Annotated in this window: 14 protein-coding genes; 8 read left to right on the forward strand and 6 right to left on the reverse strand. The window is 72.2% G+C overall.

What is annotated here, in order from left to right; all coding sequences use genetic code 11:
- Positions 1 to 35: 35 nt before the first annotated feature.
- From OOK31_RS20165 to pdhA, 5 genes are all read right to left on the reverse strand, one after another.
- Complete coding sequence (locus OOK31_RS20165) at positions 36 to 800, reverse strand: hypothetical protein (RefSeq protein ID WP_267088678.1); 765 nt, start codon at positions 798 to 800, stop codon at positions 36 to 38.
- A 34-nt stretch (positions 801 to 834) separates the two neighbouring features.
- Positions 835 to 1,773, reverse strand: coding sequence for a GNAT family N-acetyltransferase (locus OOK31_RS20170; RefSeq protein ID WP_267088679.1), 939 nt, complete (start codon positions 1,771 to 1,773; stop codon positions 835 to 837).
- A gap of 133 nt (positions 1,774 to 1,906) precedes the next feature.
- Positions 1,907 to 3,385, reverse strand: a complete 1,479-nt coding sequence (locus tag OOK31_RS20175) for a dihydrolipoamide acetyltransferase family protein (protein ID WP_267088680.1) — start codon at positions 3,383 to 3,385, stop codon at positions 1,907 to 1,909.
- Between the two features lie 13 nt (positions 3,386 to 3,398).
- Complete coding sequence (locus OOK31_RS20180) at positions 3,399 to 4,379, reverse strand: alpha-ketoacid dehydrogenase subunit beta (protein WP_267088681.1); 981 nt, start codon at positions 4,377 to 4,379, stop codon at positions 3,399 to 3,401.
- The gene (pdhA, locus tag OOK31_RS20185) at positions 4,379 to 5,587 is read right to left on the reverse strand and encodes a pyruvate dehydrogenase (acetyl-transferring) E1 component subunit alpha (RefSeq protein ID WP_267088682.1); all 1,209 of its coding nucleotides are present in this window, start codon (positions 5,585 to 5,587) and stop codon (positions 4,379 to 4,381) included. Before pdhA ends, OOK31_RS20180 begins: the two co-directional genes overlap by 1 nt.
- A 325-nt stretch (positions 5,588 to 5,912) precedes the next feature.
- Here pdhA and OOK31_RS20190 point away from each other — a divergent pair, with 325 nt between their 5' ends.
- Positions 5,913 to 6,572 (forward strand): response regulator transcription factor, encoded by a 660-nt coding sequence (locus tag OOK31_RS20190; RefSeq protein WP_030225053.1) that lies wholly within the window; start codon positions 5,913 to 5,915, stop codon positions 6,570 to 6,572.
- 171 nt (positions 6,573 to 6,743) lie between these two features.
- Positions 6,744 to 7,187 (forward strand): pyridoxamine 5'-phosphate oxidase family protein, encoded by a 444-nt coding sequence (locus OOK31_RS20195; RefSeq protein WP_267088683.1) that lies wholly within the window; start codon positions 6,744 to 6,746, stop codon positions 7,185 to 7,187.
- Between the two features lie 72 nt (positions 7,188 to 7,259).
- On the opposite strand, the gene OOK31_RS20200 is transcribed toward OOK31_RS20195, so the two are convergent.
- Positions 7,260 to 8,867: a protein kinase gene (locus OOK31_RS20200; RefSeq protein ID WP_267088684.1), complete on the reverse strand. Its 1,608-nt coding sequence runs from the start codon at positions 8,865 to 8,867 to the stop codon at positions 7,260 to 7,262.
- Positions 8,868 to 9,094: 227 nt separating this feature from the next.
- Here OOK31_RS20200 and OOK31_RS20205 point away from each other — a divergent pair, with 227 nt between their 5' ends.
- From OOK31_RS20205 to OOK31_RS20230, 6 genes are all read left to right on the forward strand, one after another.
- On the forward strand, positions 9,095 to 10,747 hold the full coding sequence (locus OOK31_RS20205; protein WP_267088685.1) for a protein kinase: 1,653 nt from the start codon (positions 9,095 to 9,097) through the stop codon (positions 10,745 to 10,747).
- A 227-nt stretch (positions 10,748 to 10,974) separates the two neighbouring features.
- A complete protein-coding gene (locus OOK31_RS20210) occupies positions 10,975 to 11,460 on the forward strand; it encodes a hypothetical protein (RefSeq protein ID WP_267088686.1) in 486 nt (161 codons plus the stop codon).
- 83 nt (positions 11,461 to 11,543) lie between these two features.
- Positions 11,544 to 12,215: a PadR family transcriptional regulator gene (locus tag OOK31_RS20215; protein WP_267088687.1), complete on the forward strand. Its 672-nt coding sequence runs from the start codon at positions 11,544 to 11,546 to the stop codon at positions 12,213 to 12,215.
- 24 nt (positions 12,216 to 12,239) lie between these two features.
- Entirely contained in the window at positions 12,240 to 12,983 is a 744-nt protein-coding gene (locus OOK31_RS20220) for an ABC transporter ATP-binding protein (RefSeq protein ID WP_267088688.1), read from the forward strand.
- A gap of 8 nt (positions 12,984 to 12,991) precedes the next feature.
- Positions 12,992 to 15,850, forward strand: coding sequence for an ABC transporter permease (locus OOK31_RS20225; RefSeq protein WP_267088943.1), 2,859 nt, complete (start codon positions 12,992 to 12,994; stop codon positions 15,848 to 15,850).
- A gap of 82 nt (positions 15,851 to 15,932) precedes the next feature.
- The gene (locus OOK31_RS20230; protein WP_267088689.1) at positions 15,933 to 16,472 is read left to right on the forward strand and encodes a bacterial proteasome activator family protein; all 540 of its coding nucleotides are present in this window, start codon (positions 15,933 to 15,935) and stop codon (positions 16,470 to 16,472) included.
- The last annotated feature ends 158 nt before the right edge of the window (positions 16,473 to 16,630 follow it).

Here is a 16,630-nt window from a genome sequence, read left to right on the forward strand (position 1 = left end):
CCGGCCGGCGGCGGCCGGGTCCGGGGTCCCGGGTCCTACGGCAGCAGCGGGCGTACCGCCGCCCAGGCGTCGACGGCCTCCGCCAGGGGGTCGTCGGCCGCCAGGTACGGGCGCAGCTGGGTCATCCAGTGGGTCAGGCTCTTGACGCGGCGCAGGTGCCGGATGCGCGGGGTCGGCAGCTCCCGCCAGGAGGGTCCCTGCGCGGCGGCCTCGTCCGGGGTCAGGTCGATCAGCCCGAGCAGTTCGGCGCACAGGCCCGCCGGGTCCTCGGTGCTCTCCTGGCCGAGGAAGCGGATCAAGTAGCAGCGTACGTAGGCCACGTCGGCCCACCAGTGCAGTTCGGGGATGCCCTCCTCCTCGGCCAGGCGCCGGATCGCGGCCAGTGTCACCCGGCCCCAGCGCACCCGGACCTCGCGGGGCAGGCCTTCGTCCTGCATCCGCGTCCCGGCGAGGGCCCGCAGGGTCTGCGGCAGGGGCTCGTCGCCGAGCGGCGGCTCCGTGGCCAGCCAGGCCTCCAGTTCCTCCAGGGCGTGCCCCTCGGGCGGTACGGACGTCAGGACCTGGCCCCGGGTGAGGAGCGCGACCATGGCGCCCGTGAGGCGGACCTTCGCCACGTGACCGGCGTCGAAGAAGCCGACGGTCCGCCCGTAGCGCTCGATGCCGCGCAGGCCGAGCCGGGATTCCCCCACGGCGTAGACCTGTCCGGCGCGGGCGATGCCGCCCAGGCAGCGCACGACGCACACCCCGCCCGTGACGTCGGCCTCCTCGACGGAGTACACCTGCAGCTCGGTGATGGGCACCCGGCCCCCCTTCCCCGGGCGGGAGGTTACCGCCTCAGGCGCCGGCGGGCCGCTCCAGGACGAGACGGATCTCGGTGACCTCGTAGCCGGCCCGGTCGAAGGCGGCGGCCATGGGGACGTTGACGGTGTCGGTGGTGGCGGTGATCCGGTCGGCGCCCGCGGCCGCGTGGAAGCGGGTGATCTCGGCGAGCACCTCGTCGATCAGTCCCTTGCCGCGCTGCTCGGGGACGACGCCGAGGTAGCCGACGTTGCGGTGGTAGGGGGTGGCGGAGGGGATGGCCATGCCGGCGAGGGTGCCGTCGGGGAGGTGGGCCAGGCGCCACCAGGAGCGCTCGCCCGGGCAGTCGAGGTAGTAGGCGAAGTCGTCCTTGGCGAACTCCTCCTCGGTCGTCACGGCCAGTTCCTGCTGGGTGTTGAGGTCGAGGCTGCCCCGGGAGAGCCGGGCGAAGCCGTCGAGGAACTCCTCGTCGGTGCCCTCGCGGAAGACGAGGCGCCCGGTGGGCTCAGCGGTCCCGGCGGCGGGGGTCCACTCGTAGCGCAGGCGCTCGATCTCCTGGGTCAGACCGGCCCGGTACGCGGCTTCCTGCCGCCATGCCACGGCCGCGACCAGCTCCGCGTCGGCGCGCCAGTCGCGGGGCAGGGACAGGTTGTAGACCGGGGCCTTGCCGAAGGCGGCGTGCCCGGCGGCCAGCAGGCCGGCGGCGAGCGCGGCCGGGTCGGCGACGTCCGCACGGACGTGGAGGCAGTCGAGGGCGACGGGCCGCTCGCTGTCGGCGCGGCCCCACCACAGGGCGCGGGCGAGGAGGCGGCCGTCCTCGTCCTCGGCGAACCAGATCCACTCGGGCCGGATCTGGTTCGCGGCGAGTTCCTCGCGGACCCGGTCGGGGGTCAGGGCGGCGACGGGGCCGTCGGCCGGGTAGGCGAGGGCGCGGTCGAGGTCGGCGGGGTCTGCGGTGGCAGCACGGTAGATCATCCGGCGATGATCACACGGCGTGACATTTCCAGCCATGGATTTCGGCCGCCGAGCGGTACGAGCCCGCACGCCACGGGGGCCGGTCCCGCACCGGTGTGCGCGGGAACGGCCCCCAGGGGCGTACGGCGGACCGCTACGACCAGGTGATCAGCCGGCGCGGGTGCTCCAGGACGGCCGCGATGTCCGCCAGGAAGCGGGAACCGAGCTCGCCGTCGATGAGGCGGTGGTCGAACGACAGCGCCAGGGTGGTGACCTGGCGGGCCTTGACCTTGCCCTTGTGGACCCACGGCTGGAGCTTGATCGCGCCGACCGCGAGGATCGCGGACTCGCCGGGGTTCAGGATGGGCGTACCGGTGTCGACGCCGAAGACGCCGACGTTGGTGATGGTGATGGTGCCGTTCTGCATGTCGGCCGGGGAGGTCTTGCCGTCGCGGGCCGTGGCGACCAGCTCGGACAGGGCCGTGGACAGCTCGCCGAGGGTCTTGGCGTGCGCGTCCTTGATGTTCGGCACGATCAGCCCGCGCGGGGTGGCGGCCGCGATGCCCAGGTTGACGTAGTGCTTGAGCACGATCTCCTGGGCCGCCTCGTCCCAGGACGCGTTGACGTCCGGGTTGCGGCGGATCGCGACGAGGACGGCCTTCGCGATCAGCAGGAGCGGGTTGATCCGGAGCCCCGCGAGGTCCGGGTCGTCCTTGAGTTCCTGGACCAGCTTCATCGTCCGGGTCACGTCGAGAGTGATGAACTCGGTGACGTGCGGCGCGGTGAAGGCGGAGCCGACCATCGCCTGGGCGGTGACCTTGCGGACGCCCTTGACCGGGATACGGGTCTCGCGCGCCGAGGCCGCTGCGGCCTGCGGGGCGGCCGCCACGGGTGCGGGAGCCTCCACCGGAGCCACCGGAGCCACCGGGGCCGGCGCCGGCGCCGGGACGATCGCGGCCGCCGCGGCGGCGTGCACGTCCTCCCGGGTCACGACCCCGCCGTCACCGGTGGGTACCACCACGGCCAGGTCGATGCCCAGGTCCTTGGCGAGCTTGCGCACCGGCGGCTTCGCCAGCGGACGCTCACCGCCCGGCTGCGCCGGTACCACGACGGGCGCGGGAGCGGCCGGAGCCGCCGGGGCGGCCGTGCCGTTCTGCGCGGCCACGGCGGGGGCCGGGGCCGTGCCGTTCTGCGCGGGGGCGCCCTCGGCCGCCTTGCGGGGGCGGCGCTTGGTGGAGGCCGTGGAGACCCCGTAACCCACCAGCACGGGCTGCCGGGCGGCCGGAGCCTCCTCGGCGGCGGGAGCGGCGGGAGCGGCCTCGGCGACGGGCGCGGCCGGAGCAGCCGCCTCGGCGGCCTCCGAGCCGGCCGGGGCCGCGTCGGAACCGCCCGGGCCGGTCTGCACCGAGATGATGACCTGGCCGACGTCGACCGTCACGCCCTCCTCGAAGAGCAGCGCGTGCACCACTCCGTCGAAGGGGATCGGCAGCTCGACGGCCGCCTTCGCCGTCTCCACCTCGCAGACGACCTGACCGTCGGTGACCGTGTCACCCGGCTGGACGTACCACTTGAGGATCTCGGCCTCGGTGAGGCCCTCGCCCACGTCGGGCATCTTGAATTCGCGGATCGTCATGACGCGGTTCTCCTCAGTACGCCAGCGAGCGGTCGACGGCGTCGAGCACCCTGTCCAGGCCGGGCAGGTACTCGTCCTCCAGGCGGGCCGGCGGGTACGGGGCGTGGAAGCCGCCGACGCGCAGCACCGGGGCCTCCAGGTGGTAGAAGCACCGCTCCGTGATGCGGGCGGCGATCTCCGCGCCCATGCCGAGGAACACCGGGGCCTCGTGGACGACCACGAGCCGGCGGGTCCGCTCCACCGACGCCTGGAGCCCGTCGAAGTCGACCGGGGACATCGAGCGCAGGTCGACGACCTCCACCGACTTGCCCTCCTCGGCCGCCGCGGCCGCCGCCTCCAGGCACACCTTCACCATCGGGCCGTACGCGGCCAGGGTGAGGTCGGTGCCGGAACGCGCGACGCGCGCCTTGTGCAGCTCGCCGGGGATGGCCTCGACGTCGACCTCGCCCTTGTCCCAGTAGCGCCGCTTCGGCTCGAAGAAGATCACCGGGTCGTCGCTGAGGATGGCCTGCTGGAGCATCCAGTACGCGTCGGAGGCGTTGGACGGCGAGACCACCTTGAGGCCCGGGACGTGCGCGAAGAGCGCCTCGGGGGACTCGCTGTGGTGCTCGACGGCGCCGATGCCGCCGGCGTAGGGGATGCGGACGACGACCGGCAGCTTGATCTTGCCGAGCGCGCGGGCGTGCATCTTCGCGAGCTGGGTGACGATCTGGTCGTAGGCCGGGAAGACGAACCCGTCGAACTGGATCTCCACGACCGGCCGGTAGCCGCGCAGGGCCAGGCCGATGGCGGTGCCGACGATGCCCGACTCGGCGAGCGGGGTGTCGATGACCCGCTCCTCGCCGAAGTCCTTCTGCAGGCCGTCGGTGATGCGGAAGACACCGCCCAGCTTGCCGACGTCCTCACCCATGATGAGGACCTTGGGGTCGTTCTCCATCGCCTTGCGCAGCGACTCATTGAGCGCCTTCGCGATAGACATCTTTTCGACGGCCATCAGTGACCCTCCTCGAAGGACGCGAGGTAGGCGGCGAACTGGGCGCGCTCCTCGTCGACGAGCGCGTGCCCGTCCGCGTAGACGTTCTCGAAGATCGCCATGGTGTCGGGGTCGGGCATGGAGCGGACGACCTCGCGGACCCGCTTGCCGAGGGTCTCGCTCTCGGCCTCCAGCTCCTCGAAGAAGGCGTCGTCGGCGCCGCCGGTGGCCAGCAGGTGGGCCTTCAGGCGCAGGATCGGGTCCTTCGCCTCCCAGGCCGCCGTCTCCTCGTCCCGCCGGTACTTCGTCGGGTCGTCGGAGGTGGTGTGCGCGCCCATGCGGTACGTGAACGCCTCGACCAGGGTCGGGCCCTCTCCCCGGCGGGCCCGGTCCAGCGCCCAGCGGGTGACCGCGAGGCAGGCCAGGACGTCGTTGCCGTCGACGCGGACGCCCGGGAAGCCGAAGCCCTGCGCGCGCTGGTAGAGCGGCACGCGCATCTGGCGCTCGGTGGGCTCCGAGATGGCCCACTGGTTGTTCTGGCAGAAGAACACCACGGGCGAGTTGTAGACGGCCGAGAAGGTGAAGGCCTCGGCCACGTCGCCCTGGCTGGACGCGCCGTCGCCGAAGTAGGCGATGACGGCCGAGTCGGCGCCGTCCTTGGCCACACCCATCGCGTAACCGGTCGCGTGCAGGGTCTGCGAGCCGATGACGATCGTGTACAGGTGGAAGTTGTTCGTCGTCGGGTCCCAGCCGCCGTGGTTCACACCGCGGAACATGCCGAGCAGGTTCGTCGGGTCGACGCCGCGGCACCAGGCCACACCGTGCTCGCGGTAGGTCGGGAAGACGTAGTCGTCGTCGCGCAGGGCCCGGCCGGAACCGATCTGCGCGGCCTCCTGGCCCAGCAGCGAGGCCCACAGGCCCAGCTCGCCCTGGCGCTGGAGAGCGGTCGCCTCGCCGTCGAAGCGGCGGGTCAGGACCATGTCGCGGTAGAGCCCGCGCAGGTCCTCGGTGGTGATGTCCGCGACGAAGGGCGCGAACTCGGCGACGTCCGGGTTGTCCCCGGCCTCGACCCGTTCGCCCTCGGGCGTCAGCAGTTGTACGAGCTGAGGCTCGGCGTCGTGCGGCTGTGCGGTGGCAGCGGCGGTCTTGCGGGCGCTCGCCGCGCCTGCCGCCCGCTTGGTGCCGCTGCTGCGTCGCGGCTTGCGCGCGGCAGTGCTCTCCACGGTCACGTGTGCTCCTCCGTCGGTCCGGCACCCGGGTTCTCCGGGGTCCAGTGCGGCTCACCTGCATCCGTACCCGCGCACGGGGTGGGTGCGCGGCCGGTACGGGACTCAGGCGTGACAGGTGCCCCGGCGAGTGCCCTGCGCAAAGCACGTTACCCAGTGCGCCGCATAACTGCGAAACCCCGTTTGACCTGCGATTTTGCTTGGATATCCAAGTAAATCCAGGGCCACGGGAACAACCACTGGTCACAGCCTTGCAGGGGGCCGGAACAACGGCACGTTATCCCGGGTAACTCCGGCAGGGAAGGGGTGAGTGTGTGAAGATGACTTTGTGCGCGAAGACGGAAAAATCAAGGTATTCCTCCTGGACGACCACGAAGTGGTACGTCGGGGCGTTCATGAGCTCTTGTCGGTCGAAGACGACATCGAGATCGTCGGCGAGGCCGGTACGGCCGCGGACGCACTGGTGCGGATTCCGGCCACCCGCCCGGACGTCGCGGTCCTCGACGTACGGCTACCCGACGGCAGCGGTGTCGAGGTCTGCCGCGAGGTGCGCTCGCAGAACGAGGACATCAAGTGCCTGATGCTCACCTCGTTCGCCGACGACGAGGCACTGTTCGACGCGATCATGGCGGGCGCCTCGGGCTACGTCCTCAAGGCGATCCGCGGGAATGAGCTGCTCAGCGCCGTACGGGACGTCGCAGCCGGCAAGTCGCTGCTGGATCCCGTCGCGACCGCGCGGGTGCTGGAGCGGCTGCGCGACGGCAAGAACGGCAAGGGCGACGACCGGCTCTCCAACCTCACCGAGCAGGAGCGCAAGATCCTCGACCTGATCGGCGAGGGCCTGACGAACCGCGTCATCGGCGAGCGGCTGCACCTGGCCGAGAAGACCATCAAGAACTACGTCTCCAGCCTGCTGTCGAAGCTGGGCATGGAGCGCCGCTCCCAGGCCGCCGCGTACGTGGCCCGCCTGCAGGCGGAGAAGCGCTAGTCCGCCTCCAGCCGTCGCCGACCGGGTCCGTACCGGTTCACGACCGCGCGCGTCACGCCCCGTGGCGCTCTGATTCCACGGGGCGCACGGTTTGATTCGGGACCAACGTCCTCGATCATGAGGGCGGGATCCTCTTTCCCGGCGCCCTTCCGGTGCCGGACAGTGGTCTGCATGTCCCCTGAGGAACTCCACGCCATCGAACTGCTGCGCCAGGTGCCGTACGGCCGGGTCGCCACCAGCATGCGCGCGCTGCCCTTCCTCGCCCTCGCCCGCCACATCGTGGTGGACGGCAAGGTGGTCCTGAGAATGCACGCCGGTTTCGGCTATCACCAGGCCTGCAACGGCAGTGTCGTCTCCTACGGGGCGGACAACTGCAATTCCCGGGAGTCCCGGCTGTGGTCCGTGCAGTTCACCGGAACGGCGCAGATCGTCGAACCGACCACCGCGGAACTGGAGCTTTTCGGTCCGGTCCCGCATTTCGTGGACGGCGCGGTCTTCGACCCCGTCTACATGCGAATCGAACCCCAGCTCGTCACCGTGCACACCCTCGCGGGCATTGCGGACCGCCGCGAACAACACGAACAACCGGACCGTCAGTACCAGCACGTGCTCTGAGCAGTACCTGACTACGCGGAAGGGCCCGGCGGAATGCATTCCGCCGGGCCCTTCCGCGTACGTCGGTGCCGCTTACAGGCCGGCCTCGTTGACGGGGTCGCCGCTGCCGCCGCCGGTCGGCGTGCTCGGCTTCGTCGTCGGCGGGTCCACCGGCGGCGTCGTCTTCGGCGGCGACGGGTCCACGGGCGGCGTCGTCTTCGGCGGGGAGGTCGGCGGCGTCGTCGACGGGCTGGTGGTGGGCGTGAACTTGCTGCGGCTCGGCGTGGGGACGTACGTCTCCTCGTGCGAGCTGCCCGAGTCCGTGGTCGACGGCGCCGACGGGGTCTCGGAATCCTTCTTGTCGCTGCTCTGCGAGGCGCCCGGGGAGCTCTGCGTGGTGCTCGGCTTGTCGGTGTCGCCGGAGTTCTTGCCGACGGTCTTCACCGCGTACGCCACACCGCCGGCGATCGCGAGGATCGCGAGCAGCGCGAAGACGACCATCTTCCAGCGGCCGCTGCCGCGTCGGTCGTCGTAGCCGTCGTAGCCGCCGTGCCCGCCCTGGCCACCGCCGCCGTGACCGCCGCCGCCCGGGAAGGCGGTGCCGTCGTCCGGGTTCAGCGGGGGCACCATCGGCTGCTGGAACTGCGAGGTCGAGGCGTGCGAGGGGTACTGGGGCCGCTGGCCGCCGTTGCCGCCCATCGGCATGGCGGAGGTGGGCGCGCCGCCGGGCTGGCCGTGCGGGAGCGCCATGCCGACCGGGCCGGTGTTCCAGGTGCCGGTGTTCGGCCCCTGGTCGTGGAGCATCTGGAGCGCGTACTGGACGGTCCCGCGCATCTCCTCGGCGCTCTGGAAGCGGTCGTCCGGGTCCTTGGCCAGCGAACGCATGACCAGGCCGTCGAGTTCGTGCGGGATGGAGCCGCCCTCGGGCAGCTGCGAGGGCGGCACCGGCGCGTCCTGGACGTGCTGGTACACCACCGACAGCGGGGTCTCCCCGGTGAAGGGGGGCCGCAGCGCGAGGAGTTCGTAGAGCAGACAGCCGGTGGCGTACAGGTCGCTGCGGTGGTCCACGGCCTTGCCGAGGGCCTGCTCCGGCGACAGGTACTGCGGGGTGCCCATGACCATGCCGGTCTGGGTCATCGTCGACTGCGCGCCGTGCAGGGCGCGGGCGATGCCGAAGTCCATCACCTTCACCGCGCCGGTGTTGGTGATGATGACGTTGGCGGGCTTGATGTCGCGGTGCACGATGCCGTGCTGGTGCGAGTACGCGAGGGCTTCGAGGACGCCCGCGACGATGATGAGCGCCTGCTCGGGGCCCGGGGCCTCGGCGCTGATCAGCAGGTCGCGGATGGTGCGGCCCTCGACCAGCTCCATGACGATGTACGGGACGACGTTCGGGCCGACCCGGTCCTCGCCCGAGTCGTACACGGCGACCACGGCGTGGTGGTTCAGTCCGGCGACCGACTGTGCCTCACGGGTGAAGCGGGCCTTGGACACCGGGTCCTCGGCGAGGTCGGCGCGCAGCAGCTTCACGGCGACGGTCCGGCCCAGGCGCACGTCCTCGGCCGCGAAGACCTCCGCCATACCGCCGCGGCCCAGCCGGTGCGTGAGACGGTAACGTCCGTCGCCCACCAGGCCGCCTGCGCCCCAGTGCTCAGGACCTTCGGCCATCCCGGCGCCGTTTCCCTCGGGTTCGGGTGCCATCAGTCCTCGCCGTCGTCTCTCTCGTCCGCTCTAGCGGTGGGTCCTCATCGGGTGCTCCGATGAACGCTACAGCCTCCGAACCGGTCACCGTTCGGACAAAGGCACCCCGTAGCACCCTGGTCACGGAACGGGCACCTGGCTTGACGTGTGCTTGCCCTCCGGCAGACTGGGCGCGACATGCGCTCAGCCAGACGCGTAGGGACACAGCCCGAGGGGAAGCAACAGTCATGAGCCAGGACGGCACGCAGGGCCGGTACGCAGGCGGCTCCCTGGCCGGTGGCCGTTACCAGCTAAGGGATTTGCTGGGCGAGGGGGGCATGGCCTCCGTCTATCTCGCGTACGACTCCGCGCTCGACCGGCAGGTCGCCATCAAGACCCTGCACAGTGAACTGGGGCGCGAGGCGTCCTTCCGCGAGCGGTTCCGGCGTGAAGCGCAGGCTGTTGCGAAACTGTCGCACACCAATATCGTCTCGGTCTTCGACACCGGCGAGGGCGAGCTCGACGGCGCCCTCATGCCGTACATCGTCATGGAGTACGTGGAGGGCCGCCCGCTGGGTTCGGTCCTGGACGCGGACATCCAGCAGTACGGGGCGATGCCGGCCGACAAGGCGCTGAAGGTGACGGCCGACGTGCTGGCCGCGCTGGAGACCAGTCACGAGATGGGCCTGGTCCACCGTGACATCAAGCCCGGCAACGTGATGATGACCAAGCGCGGCGTGGTCAAGGTCATGGACTTCGGCATCGCGCGGGCCATGCAGTCGGGGGTCACCTCGATGACGCAGACCGGCATGGTCGTCGGCACCCCGCAGTACCTGTCGCCGGAGCAGGCGCTGGGGCGCGGCGTCGACGCCCGCTCCGACCTGTACTCGGTCGGCATCATGCTGTTCCAGCTGCTGACGGGCCGGATCCCCTTCGAGGCGGACTCGCCGCTGGCCATAGCGTATGCGCACGTCCAGGAGGAGCCGGTGGCTCCGTCGACCGTCAACCGGTCGATCACCCCGGCGATGGACGCGCTGGTGGCGCGGGCCCTGAAGAAGAACCCGAACGAGCGTTTCCCGACGGCCGCGGCCATGCGGGACGAGGTCATGCGGGTGATGTCGGCCGGGCAGGCGGGTGCTCCGGTGATCGTGCCGGGCGCGGCCACGGGCGGCAGCGGGGCGGGCGTCGGCTCGGCCGTGTTCCCGCCGGTGGACACCAGCACCAGCTACCACACGGCCCCGCCGCAGTCCGTGCAGCAGCCCTACCAGGCGCCGCACACCCCGTCCCCGCACACCCCGTCGCCGTACGCGCCGACGCCCGCGCCGCAGCAGCCGCTGCACGCGCAGGGCGGCTACGCGACGCCGGCGCCGCAGCAGTACGCCCCGCAGACCCCGCCGCCGTTCACCATCTCCCCGTCGCCCGCGCCGGCCCCGGCCGCCTCGGGCGGCGGGAAGCGGAACACGCCGGTCGTGGTCGGGGCGATCGTGGTGGCACTGCTGGCCATCGGCGGTCTGATCGCGGTGCTCAACATGGACGAGGACAAGGACAAGGGGAACGACAACGCGGCGAACCCGGCCGCCTCGGCGTCGCCCTCGGGTTCGACGCCCGCCGGGCACAAGGGGCCCGACACCACCCGCACGATCGACCCCGAGAAGTGCAAGAACGCGTCGAAGTCCTACAAGGACGCCGCCAAGGTCGTGGCGCCGGACTTCCGGGTCAAGCACCTGCGCTCGGTGAAGGAGTGCATCCAGGCGGCGGGCTGGAGCTTCAAGATCGAGACCCGTGACGAGGCGGTCTGGGGCCAGGACACCGTCCTGGACCAGATGCCGGCCGCCGGTTCTGACGTCTCGAAGGACAAGACCGAGTTCACGCTGTACGTCTCGACGGGCGACCCGCAGTAGTGGCGCGGGGCGCGACGGCGCCCCGCGGCGCGTAAGGGCCCCGCGGGGCGTCAGCGCCCCGCCACACGTGACGCACGCGACACACCCGCATCCCGGGCCACCCTGATGGGCGGCCCGGGATGCCGCTTTTGCCCCACTATGTAAACCTGAGCGTGTGAATCCGGGCAGGCCGTCCCGGCACCTCGCCGAAGCGGCAACTCGCGTGCCCGGAACGGGAGGGGCTCCCCGTGACCCAACGCCTGCGCGCACCGCACTGGACGGCCGGGGCCGCACTGGCCGCCGCCGCGCTGCTGGCCACCGCGCCCGCGAACGCCGTCCCCGGCCGCACCCCCGACCCCGCCGCGCCCGTGCGTGCCGTCGTGGTGGCCGACGTACCCGAGGAGGCCTACGAGGAGCTCGCCGGCAGCGCTGCGGGCGTCGGGCGGGAGCGCCCCGGACGGCCCCCCGGCGAGCGGGCCGACCCCGAGCTCGCGGTGGCCTCCCGGCCGCTGCGGCCGATGCCTCCGCAGCGTCCGCGCCGGGAGCCGGCCGCCGCCGCGAGCAGTGCGCCGGCCGTGGCACCGAGCCGTCCCGCCCCGGTCTCCGCGCTGGGCACCGAGCCCAACGACCGGGCCGCCGACCTGGCCGCGCACATACTGCCGCTGGGTACCGGGCTGGCCCTGATGGGGGTCGGGCTGGGGTACATGGGGATGCGCCTGCGACGCGGCCGATAGGTGGGCCTCCGGAGGTCCGTGGCTGGTCAGGGGCCGGTCGGGGGCACTTGCGGTGAGGAGCATACTCGGTATACATACTGAGTATGTCGATCCGTCACGGGCTCCTGGCCCTACTGGAACGGGGCCCTCGCTACGGCTCCCAGCTCCGCACCGAATTCGAATCCCGCACGGGCTCCACCTGGCCCCTGAACGTCGGGCAGGTCTACACGACCCTCGCCCGGCTGGAGCGCGACGGCCTCGTCGAGCCCGGCGGCGAGGACGCCTCCGGGCACACCCTGTACGCCGTCACCGACGCCGGGCGCGCCGAACTGCACGAGTGGTACGAGCGCCCCGTCGACCGCACCAACCCGCCCCGTGACGAGCTGTCCATCAAGCTCGCCATGGCCGTGGGCGCCCCCGGCGTGGACATCCGCGCCGTCATCCAGTCCCAGCGGCACGCCACCATCCAGGCCATGCAGGACTACACCCGGCTCAAGGCGCAGGCCATCACCGCCGTCGAGAGCGGCCGCTCCGACGAACGCGACGACCTGGCCTGGCTGCTGGTCCTCGAGCAGCTGATCTTCCAGACCGAGGCCGAGGCCCGCTGGCTCGACCACTCCGAGGCCCGGCTCGTCCGGCTGGCCGCCCGCGCCGCCGCGGAGCCCGCGCCTCCCGGCCCTTCCGGTCCCGCGGGCCCTTCCGGCACGACCACCGACCCCACCACCGGCGCCACCACCGCCGGCCGGCCCCGCGGCGCCCGCACGCGCCGGGGCTGAACCACCGTTCCAGGGGGACCCCTCATGCCTGACCAGCACCGTTCACAGCCCGTACTCCAGCTCGACCGGCTCGTACGCACCCACGGCAGCGGCGCCACCGAGGTGCACGCCCTGCGCGGGATCGACCTGCGCGTGTACCCCGGCGAACTCGTCGCCGTCATGGGCCCGTCCGGCTCCGGCAAGTCCACACTGCTCACCCTCGCGGGCGGGCTCGACGTCCCGACCAGCGGCCACGTCCTCGTCGAGGGCGTCGACCTCACCACCGCGAACCGCAGGCAGCTGGCCGCCCTGCGGCGCCGCAGCATCGGCTACGTCTTCCAGGACTACAACCTCATCCCGGCCCTCACCGCCGCCGAGAACGTGGCCCTCCCCCTCGAACTCGACGGGACCTCCGCCCGCAAGGCCCGCACCGCGGCCCTCGCCGCCCTCGACGAGATCGGCCTGCGCCGGCTCGCCGACCGCTTCCCCGACGAGATGTCCGGCGGCCAGCAGCAGCGCGTCGCCATCGCCCGCGCCCTCGTCGGCGACCGCCGGCTCGTCCTCGCCGACGAACCCACCGGCGCCCTCGACTCCGAGACCGGCGAGTCCGTCCTCGCCCTGCTGCGCACCCGCGTCGACGCCGGCGCCGCCGGAATCCTCGTCACGCACGAACCCCGCTTCGCCGCCTGGGCGGACCGCGTCGTCTTCCTGCGCGACGGCAGCGTCGTCGACGAGACCCTGCGCAGCCACGCCGACTCCCTGCTCAGCGGTCGGGCGGCCGGCCTGTGAGCTCCCTGATCGGTTCCTGGTACCACTCCTGGATCGCGGCCCTGCGGATAGCCCGCCGCGACGCCTGGCGCGCGAAGGGCCGCAGCGTTCTGGTCCTCGCGATGATCGCCCTGCCGATCGTCGGGGTGAGCGCCGCCGACCTCACCCTGCGCAGCGCCCAGCTCTCCCCCGGGCAGCAGCTCGACCGGCAGCTCGGCGCCGCCGACGCGCGGGTCAGCCCGTCCGGGCTCGACGCCGCGGTCTACCAGCACCCCGACTGGAAGCACTTCGCGCCCGTCGGCGGCTACGAGAAGTACCGGCCCGACGCCGACGCCGCGAAAGCACTGCCGCCGCTGAAGTCGGCCTTCCCGGCCACCGCCAAGTTCACCGTCGACACCAGGGCCCACACCAAGGTGCACACCACGCACGGGCTGCTCGATACCGAGCTGCGCGAGCTGGACGTACACAACCCGCTGACCGCCGGGATCCTCACCCTGGCCCGCGGCCGGCTGCCCCAGGGACCCGGCGAGGTCATCGCCACCCAGGCCTTCCTGAAGGCCTCCGGGCTGAAGGTCGGCTCCTCGGCGACCCCGCGCGGCTCCCCCGTCCCGTACAAGATCGTGGGCGCGTACGAGCTGCCCTCCGCGCTGAAGAACCTCGAACTCCTCGCCCTGCCCGGGAACCTGCTCGCCCCGCTCGACAAGGCCTTCCAGGCCGCCGGGACGGACGGACTGAACGCCCGGTCCACCTACCTCGTGGCCGTCGGCGGCGAAGGTTTCACGTGGAACATGGTCAAGGAGGCCAACAGCAGGAGCGCGCTCGTCCTCTCCCGCGTCGTGACCCTGCGGCCCCCCGCCGACTCCGACGTGCCGCTGTTCAAGCAGCAGCGCAAGGAAGAGTTCGAGGAGACGGGCAACGACGGCGGCCGGATCACCGAGGAGGCCGTCCTGATCACCGTCGTGGGCCTCGCCATGCTGGAGATCTGCCTGCTCGCCGGACCGGCCTTCGCGGTCGGCGCCCGGCGCTCGCGCCGCCAGCTGGGCCTGGTCGGCGCCAACGGCGGCGAGCGTCGGCACATCCGGGCCGTCGTGCTCTCCGGCGGCCTCGTCATCGGAGCGGCGGCCGCCGTCATCGGCTCCGCCGTCGGGATCGCGCTCATGGTCGGGCTGCGGTCCTGGCTGGAGGAGCAGATCGGCATCCGTTTCGGCGGCCTCGACTTCCGCCCGCTGGAACTCCTCGGCATCGCCCTGCTCGCCGTCCTGACCGGCCTGCTGGCCGCGATAGCCCCCGCGATCACCGCCTCCCGGCAGACCGTACTGGCCTCCCTCACCGGCCGCCGCGGCATCCGCCGCGCCAACCGGGTGCTGCCCGTGATCGGGCTCCTCGCCGTGGCCGGAGGCGCCGCGATCGCCCTCTACGGCACGAACTACCGGGTCAGCCCCACCTTCGTCGCGGGCGGCAGCGCCCTCGCCGAGCTGGGCGTCGTCGCCCTCACCCCGGCCCTCGTCGGCCTGTTCGGGCGACTCGGGCGCTGGCTGCCGCTGTCCCCCCGGCTCGCCCTGCGCGACGCCGTCCGCAACCGGGGGCGTACGGCGCCGGCCGTGGCCGCCGTACTGGCCGCCGTCGCCGGAACCGTGGCCGTGTCCACGTACCAGCACAGCCAGGAGGTGCAGGCACGGCACGAGTACACCGCCGAACTGCCCGCGAACGCCGGTTTCCTGATCTCCGCGGACAACAGCGGGCAGAAGCACGTGCCCGCCCTGCGCGACGCGCTCTCGAGGAGCCTCCCGGTGGCCGTGCGCGCCGACGCGGAGCGGATGGTGGCCGGGAACGTGAACTGCCGCTCCCGCTCCACCGCTCCGGGCTGCGGAAGCGTGGAGGTCATCACCCCGAAGGAACAGCGCTGCCCCCTCTACGAGGCCGAGAACGGCCCCGCCTCCTTCCCGCCCGACAAGGAGAAGGAACTGCGCAAGGACCCGCGTTGCGCGATGCGGGAGTACATCTCCCCCTTCGACACGGTCGTCGCCGACGAGAAGCTGCTGAGCGTGCTCGCCGTCACCGACCCCGGCTCCGTGTCGGCCCTGAAGGCCGGTCAGGCCGTCGCCTTCGACCGGAACATCGTCAAGGACGGCAAGGTCACCCTGCGGCTGGTCACCGACTCCGCCGCGGCCGGCGCGGCCTCCGCCAAGCACGCCGAGATCCCGGGCGAGGACCGGGTCCTCACCGTCCATCAGGCACCCGCCTCCACCGTGAGCTGGGGCCTCAAGCTGGTCGTACCGCCCTCCGCCACCAAGGCCGCCGGCATCACCACGGCGCCGGTCGGCACGTACTTCAGCCTCGACGGGAAGGCCTCCACCGAGCAGCGGCAGCGGCTGAACGGCGAGATCGACCTCACGGGCGCAGAGGCCCGCGTGAAGATCGAGGAGGGCTACCAGGACAAGAGCACCGCCGGCGCCCTCGCCCTCGGCATCTTCGCGGGCCTGGTCACCATCGGCGCCGCCGGCATCGCCACCGGCCTCTCCCAGGCCGACTCCGAAGCCGACCTCAAGACCCTGGCGGCGGTGGGCGCGGCCCCTCGCGTCCGGCGCACCCTCAGCGGCTTCCAGTGCGGGGTGGTCGCCCTGATGGGCGTGGTCCTCGGCACGGCGGCGGGCATCCTGCCGGCGGTCGGGCTACGGCTCACCCAGGAGCGGGAACAGCAACGCCTGATCAGCCGCGGCCTCGAGATGGGCTACGCCACGGCGAGGGACGCCGAGATCTACGTGCCGATCGCGGTGCCGTGGGAGACGGTCGCCGGACTGCTGGTCCTGGTCCCGCTCGGCGCGGCCCTGCTGGCGGCACTGGTCACCCGTTCGAACGGCGCACTGGCACGGCGCGCGGCCGACTGATGCAGGTGCCCCCGTACAGGGTGGATCACGCCTGTACGGGGGCACACCGTGTGAGTACGGAGGTGTGCGAGAGAATGTCGGCATGGAGATGCCGAGGAGTGAACGGTCGCAGGACAGTCCCCCGCACGTCCTGATCGTGGGACAGGACGGGACGGCGGTCGGCGGCGCCGATGACGAGTCGCGCGAGGTTCCGGTGACGGAGATGGTCGAACAGCCTGCCAAGGTCATGCGGATCGGCAGCATGATCAAGCAACTTCTGGAAGAAGTGCGCGCCGCCCCTCTGGACGAGGCCAGCCGGGTCCGTCTGAAGGACATCCACGCGGCGTCGGTGAAGGAACTGGAGGACGGCCTCGCCCCCGAGTTGGTCGAGGAACTGGAACGGCTCTCCCTGCCCTTCACGGAGGAGGCGATCCCCTCCGAGGCGGAACTGCGCATCGCGCAGGCACAGTTGGTGGGCTGGCTGGAGGGTCTCTTCCACGGGATCCAGACGGCCCTGTTCGCCCAGCAGATGGCGGCGCGGGCCCAGCTGGAACAGATGCGCCGCGCCCTGCCGCCGGGCGCCTCCCACGAGGACGACGACGAAGGCCCCCACGGCGCCGTCCGCTCGGGCCCCTACCTCTAGCCCGCGGCGCAGACCAGGAAACGGCTGGGGTGAACGCACCCCAGCCGTTTCGGCATACCCGGGCCACATCCAGCCCCGCAGACGAACGGATACGCCGGCCACAACCAGCCCCGCCGGCGTTAGAGGCGCGGGGTCCGGGGCGGAGCCCCAGGGAACGG

This window comes from Streptomyces sp. NBC_00249, assembly GCF_026342355.1.
Classification (GTDB): Bacteria; Actinomycetota; Actinomycetes; order Streptomycetales; family Streptomycetaceae; genus Streptomyces.

Excerpts from the sequence above, each read along its gene's own strand:
- OOK31_RS20200 (WP_267088684.1), bottom strand. The coding sequence starts at position 8,867 with ATGGCACCCGAACCCGAGGGAAACGGCGCCGGGATGGCCGAAGGTCCT.
- OOK31_RS20205 (WP_267088685.1), top strand. The coding sequence starts at position 9,095 with ATGAGCCAGGACGGCACGCAGGGCCGGTACGCAGGCGGCTCCCTGGCC.
- OOK31_RS20195 (WP_267088683.1), top strand. The coding sequence starts at position 6,744 with ATGTCCCCTGAGGAACTCCACGCCATCGAACTGCTGCGCCAGGTGCCG.
- OOK31_RS20170 (WP_267088679.1), bottom strand. The coding sequence starts at position 1,773 with ATGATCTACCGTGCTGCCACCGCAGACCCCGCCGACCTCGACCGCGCC.
- OOK31_RS20180 (WP_267088681.1), bottom strand. The coding sequence starts at position 4,379 with ATGGCCGTCGAAAAGATGTCTATCGCGAAGGCGCTCAATGAGTCGCTG.
- OOK31_RS20230 (WP_267088689.1), top strand. The coding sequence starts at position 15,933 with ATGGAGATGCCGAGGAGTGAACGGTCGCAGGACAGTCCCCCGCACGTC.
- OOK31_RS20215 (WP_267088687.1), top strand. The coding sequence starts at position 11,544 with ATGTCGATCCGTCACGGGCTCCTGGCCCTACTGGAACGGGGCCCTCGC.
- OOK31_RS20220 (WP_267088688.1), top strand. The coding sequence starts at position 12,240 with ATGCCTGACCAGCACCGTTCACAGCCCGTACTCCAGCTCGACCGGCTC.
- OOK31_RS20175 (WP_267088680.1), bottom strand. The coding sequence starts at position 3,385 with ATGACGATCCGCGAATTCAAGATGCCCGACGTGGGCGAGGGCCTCACC.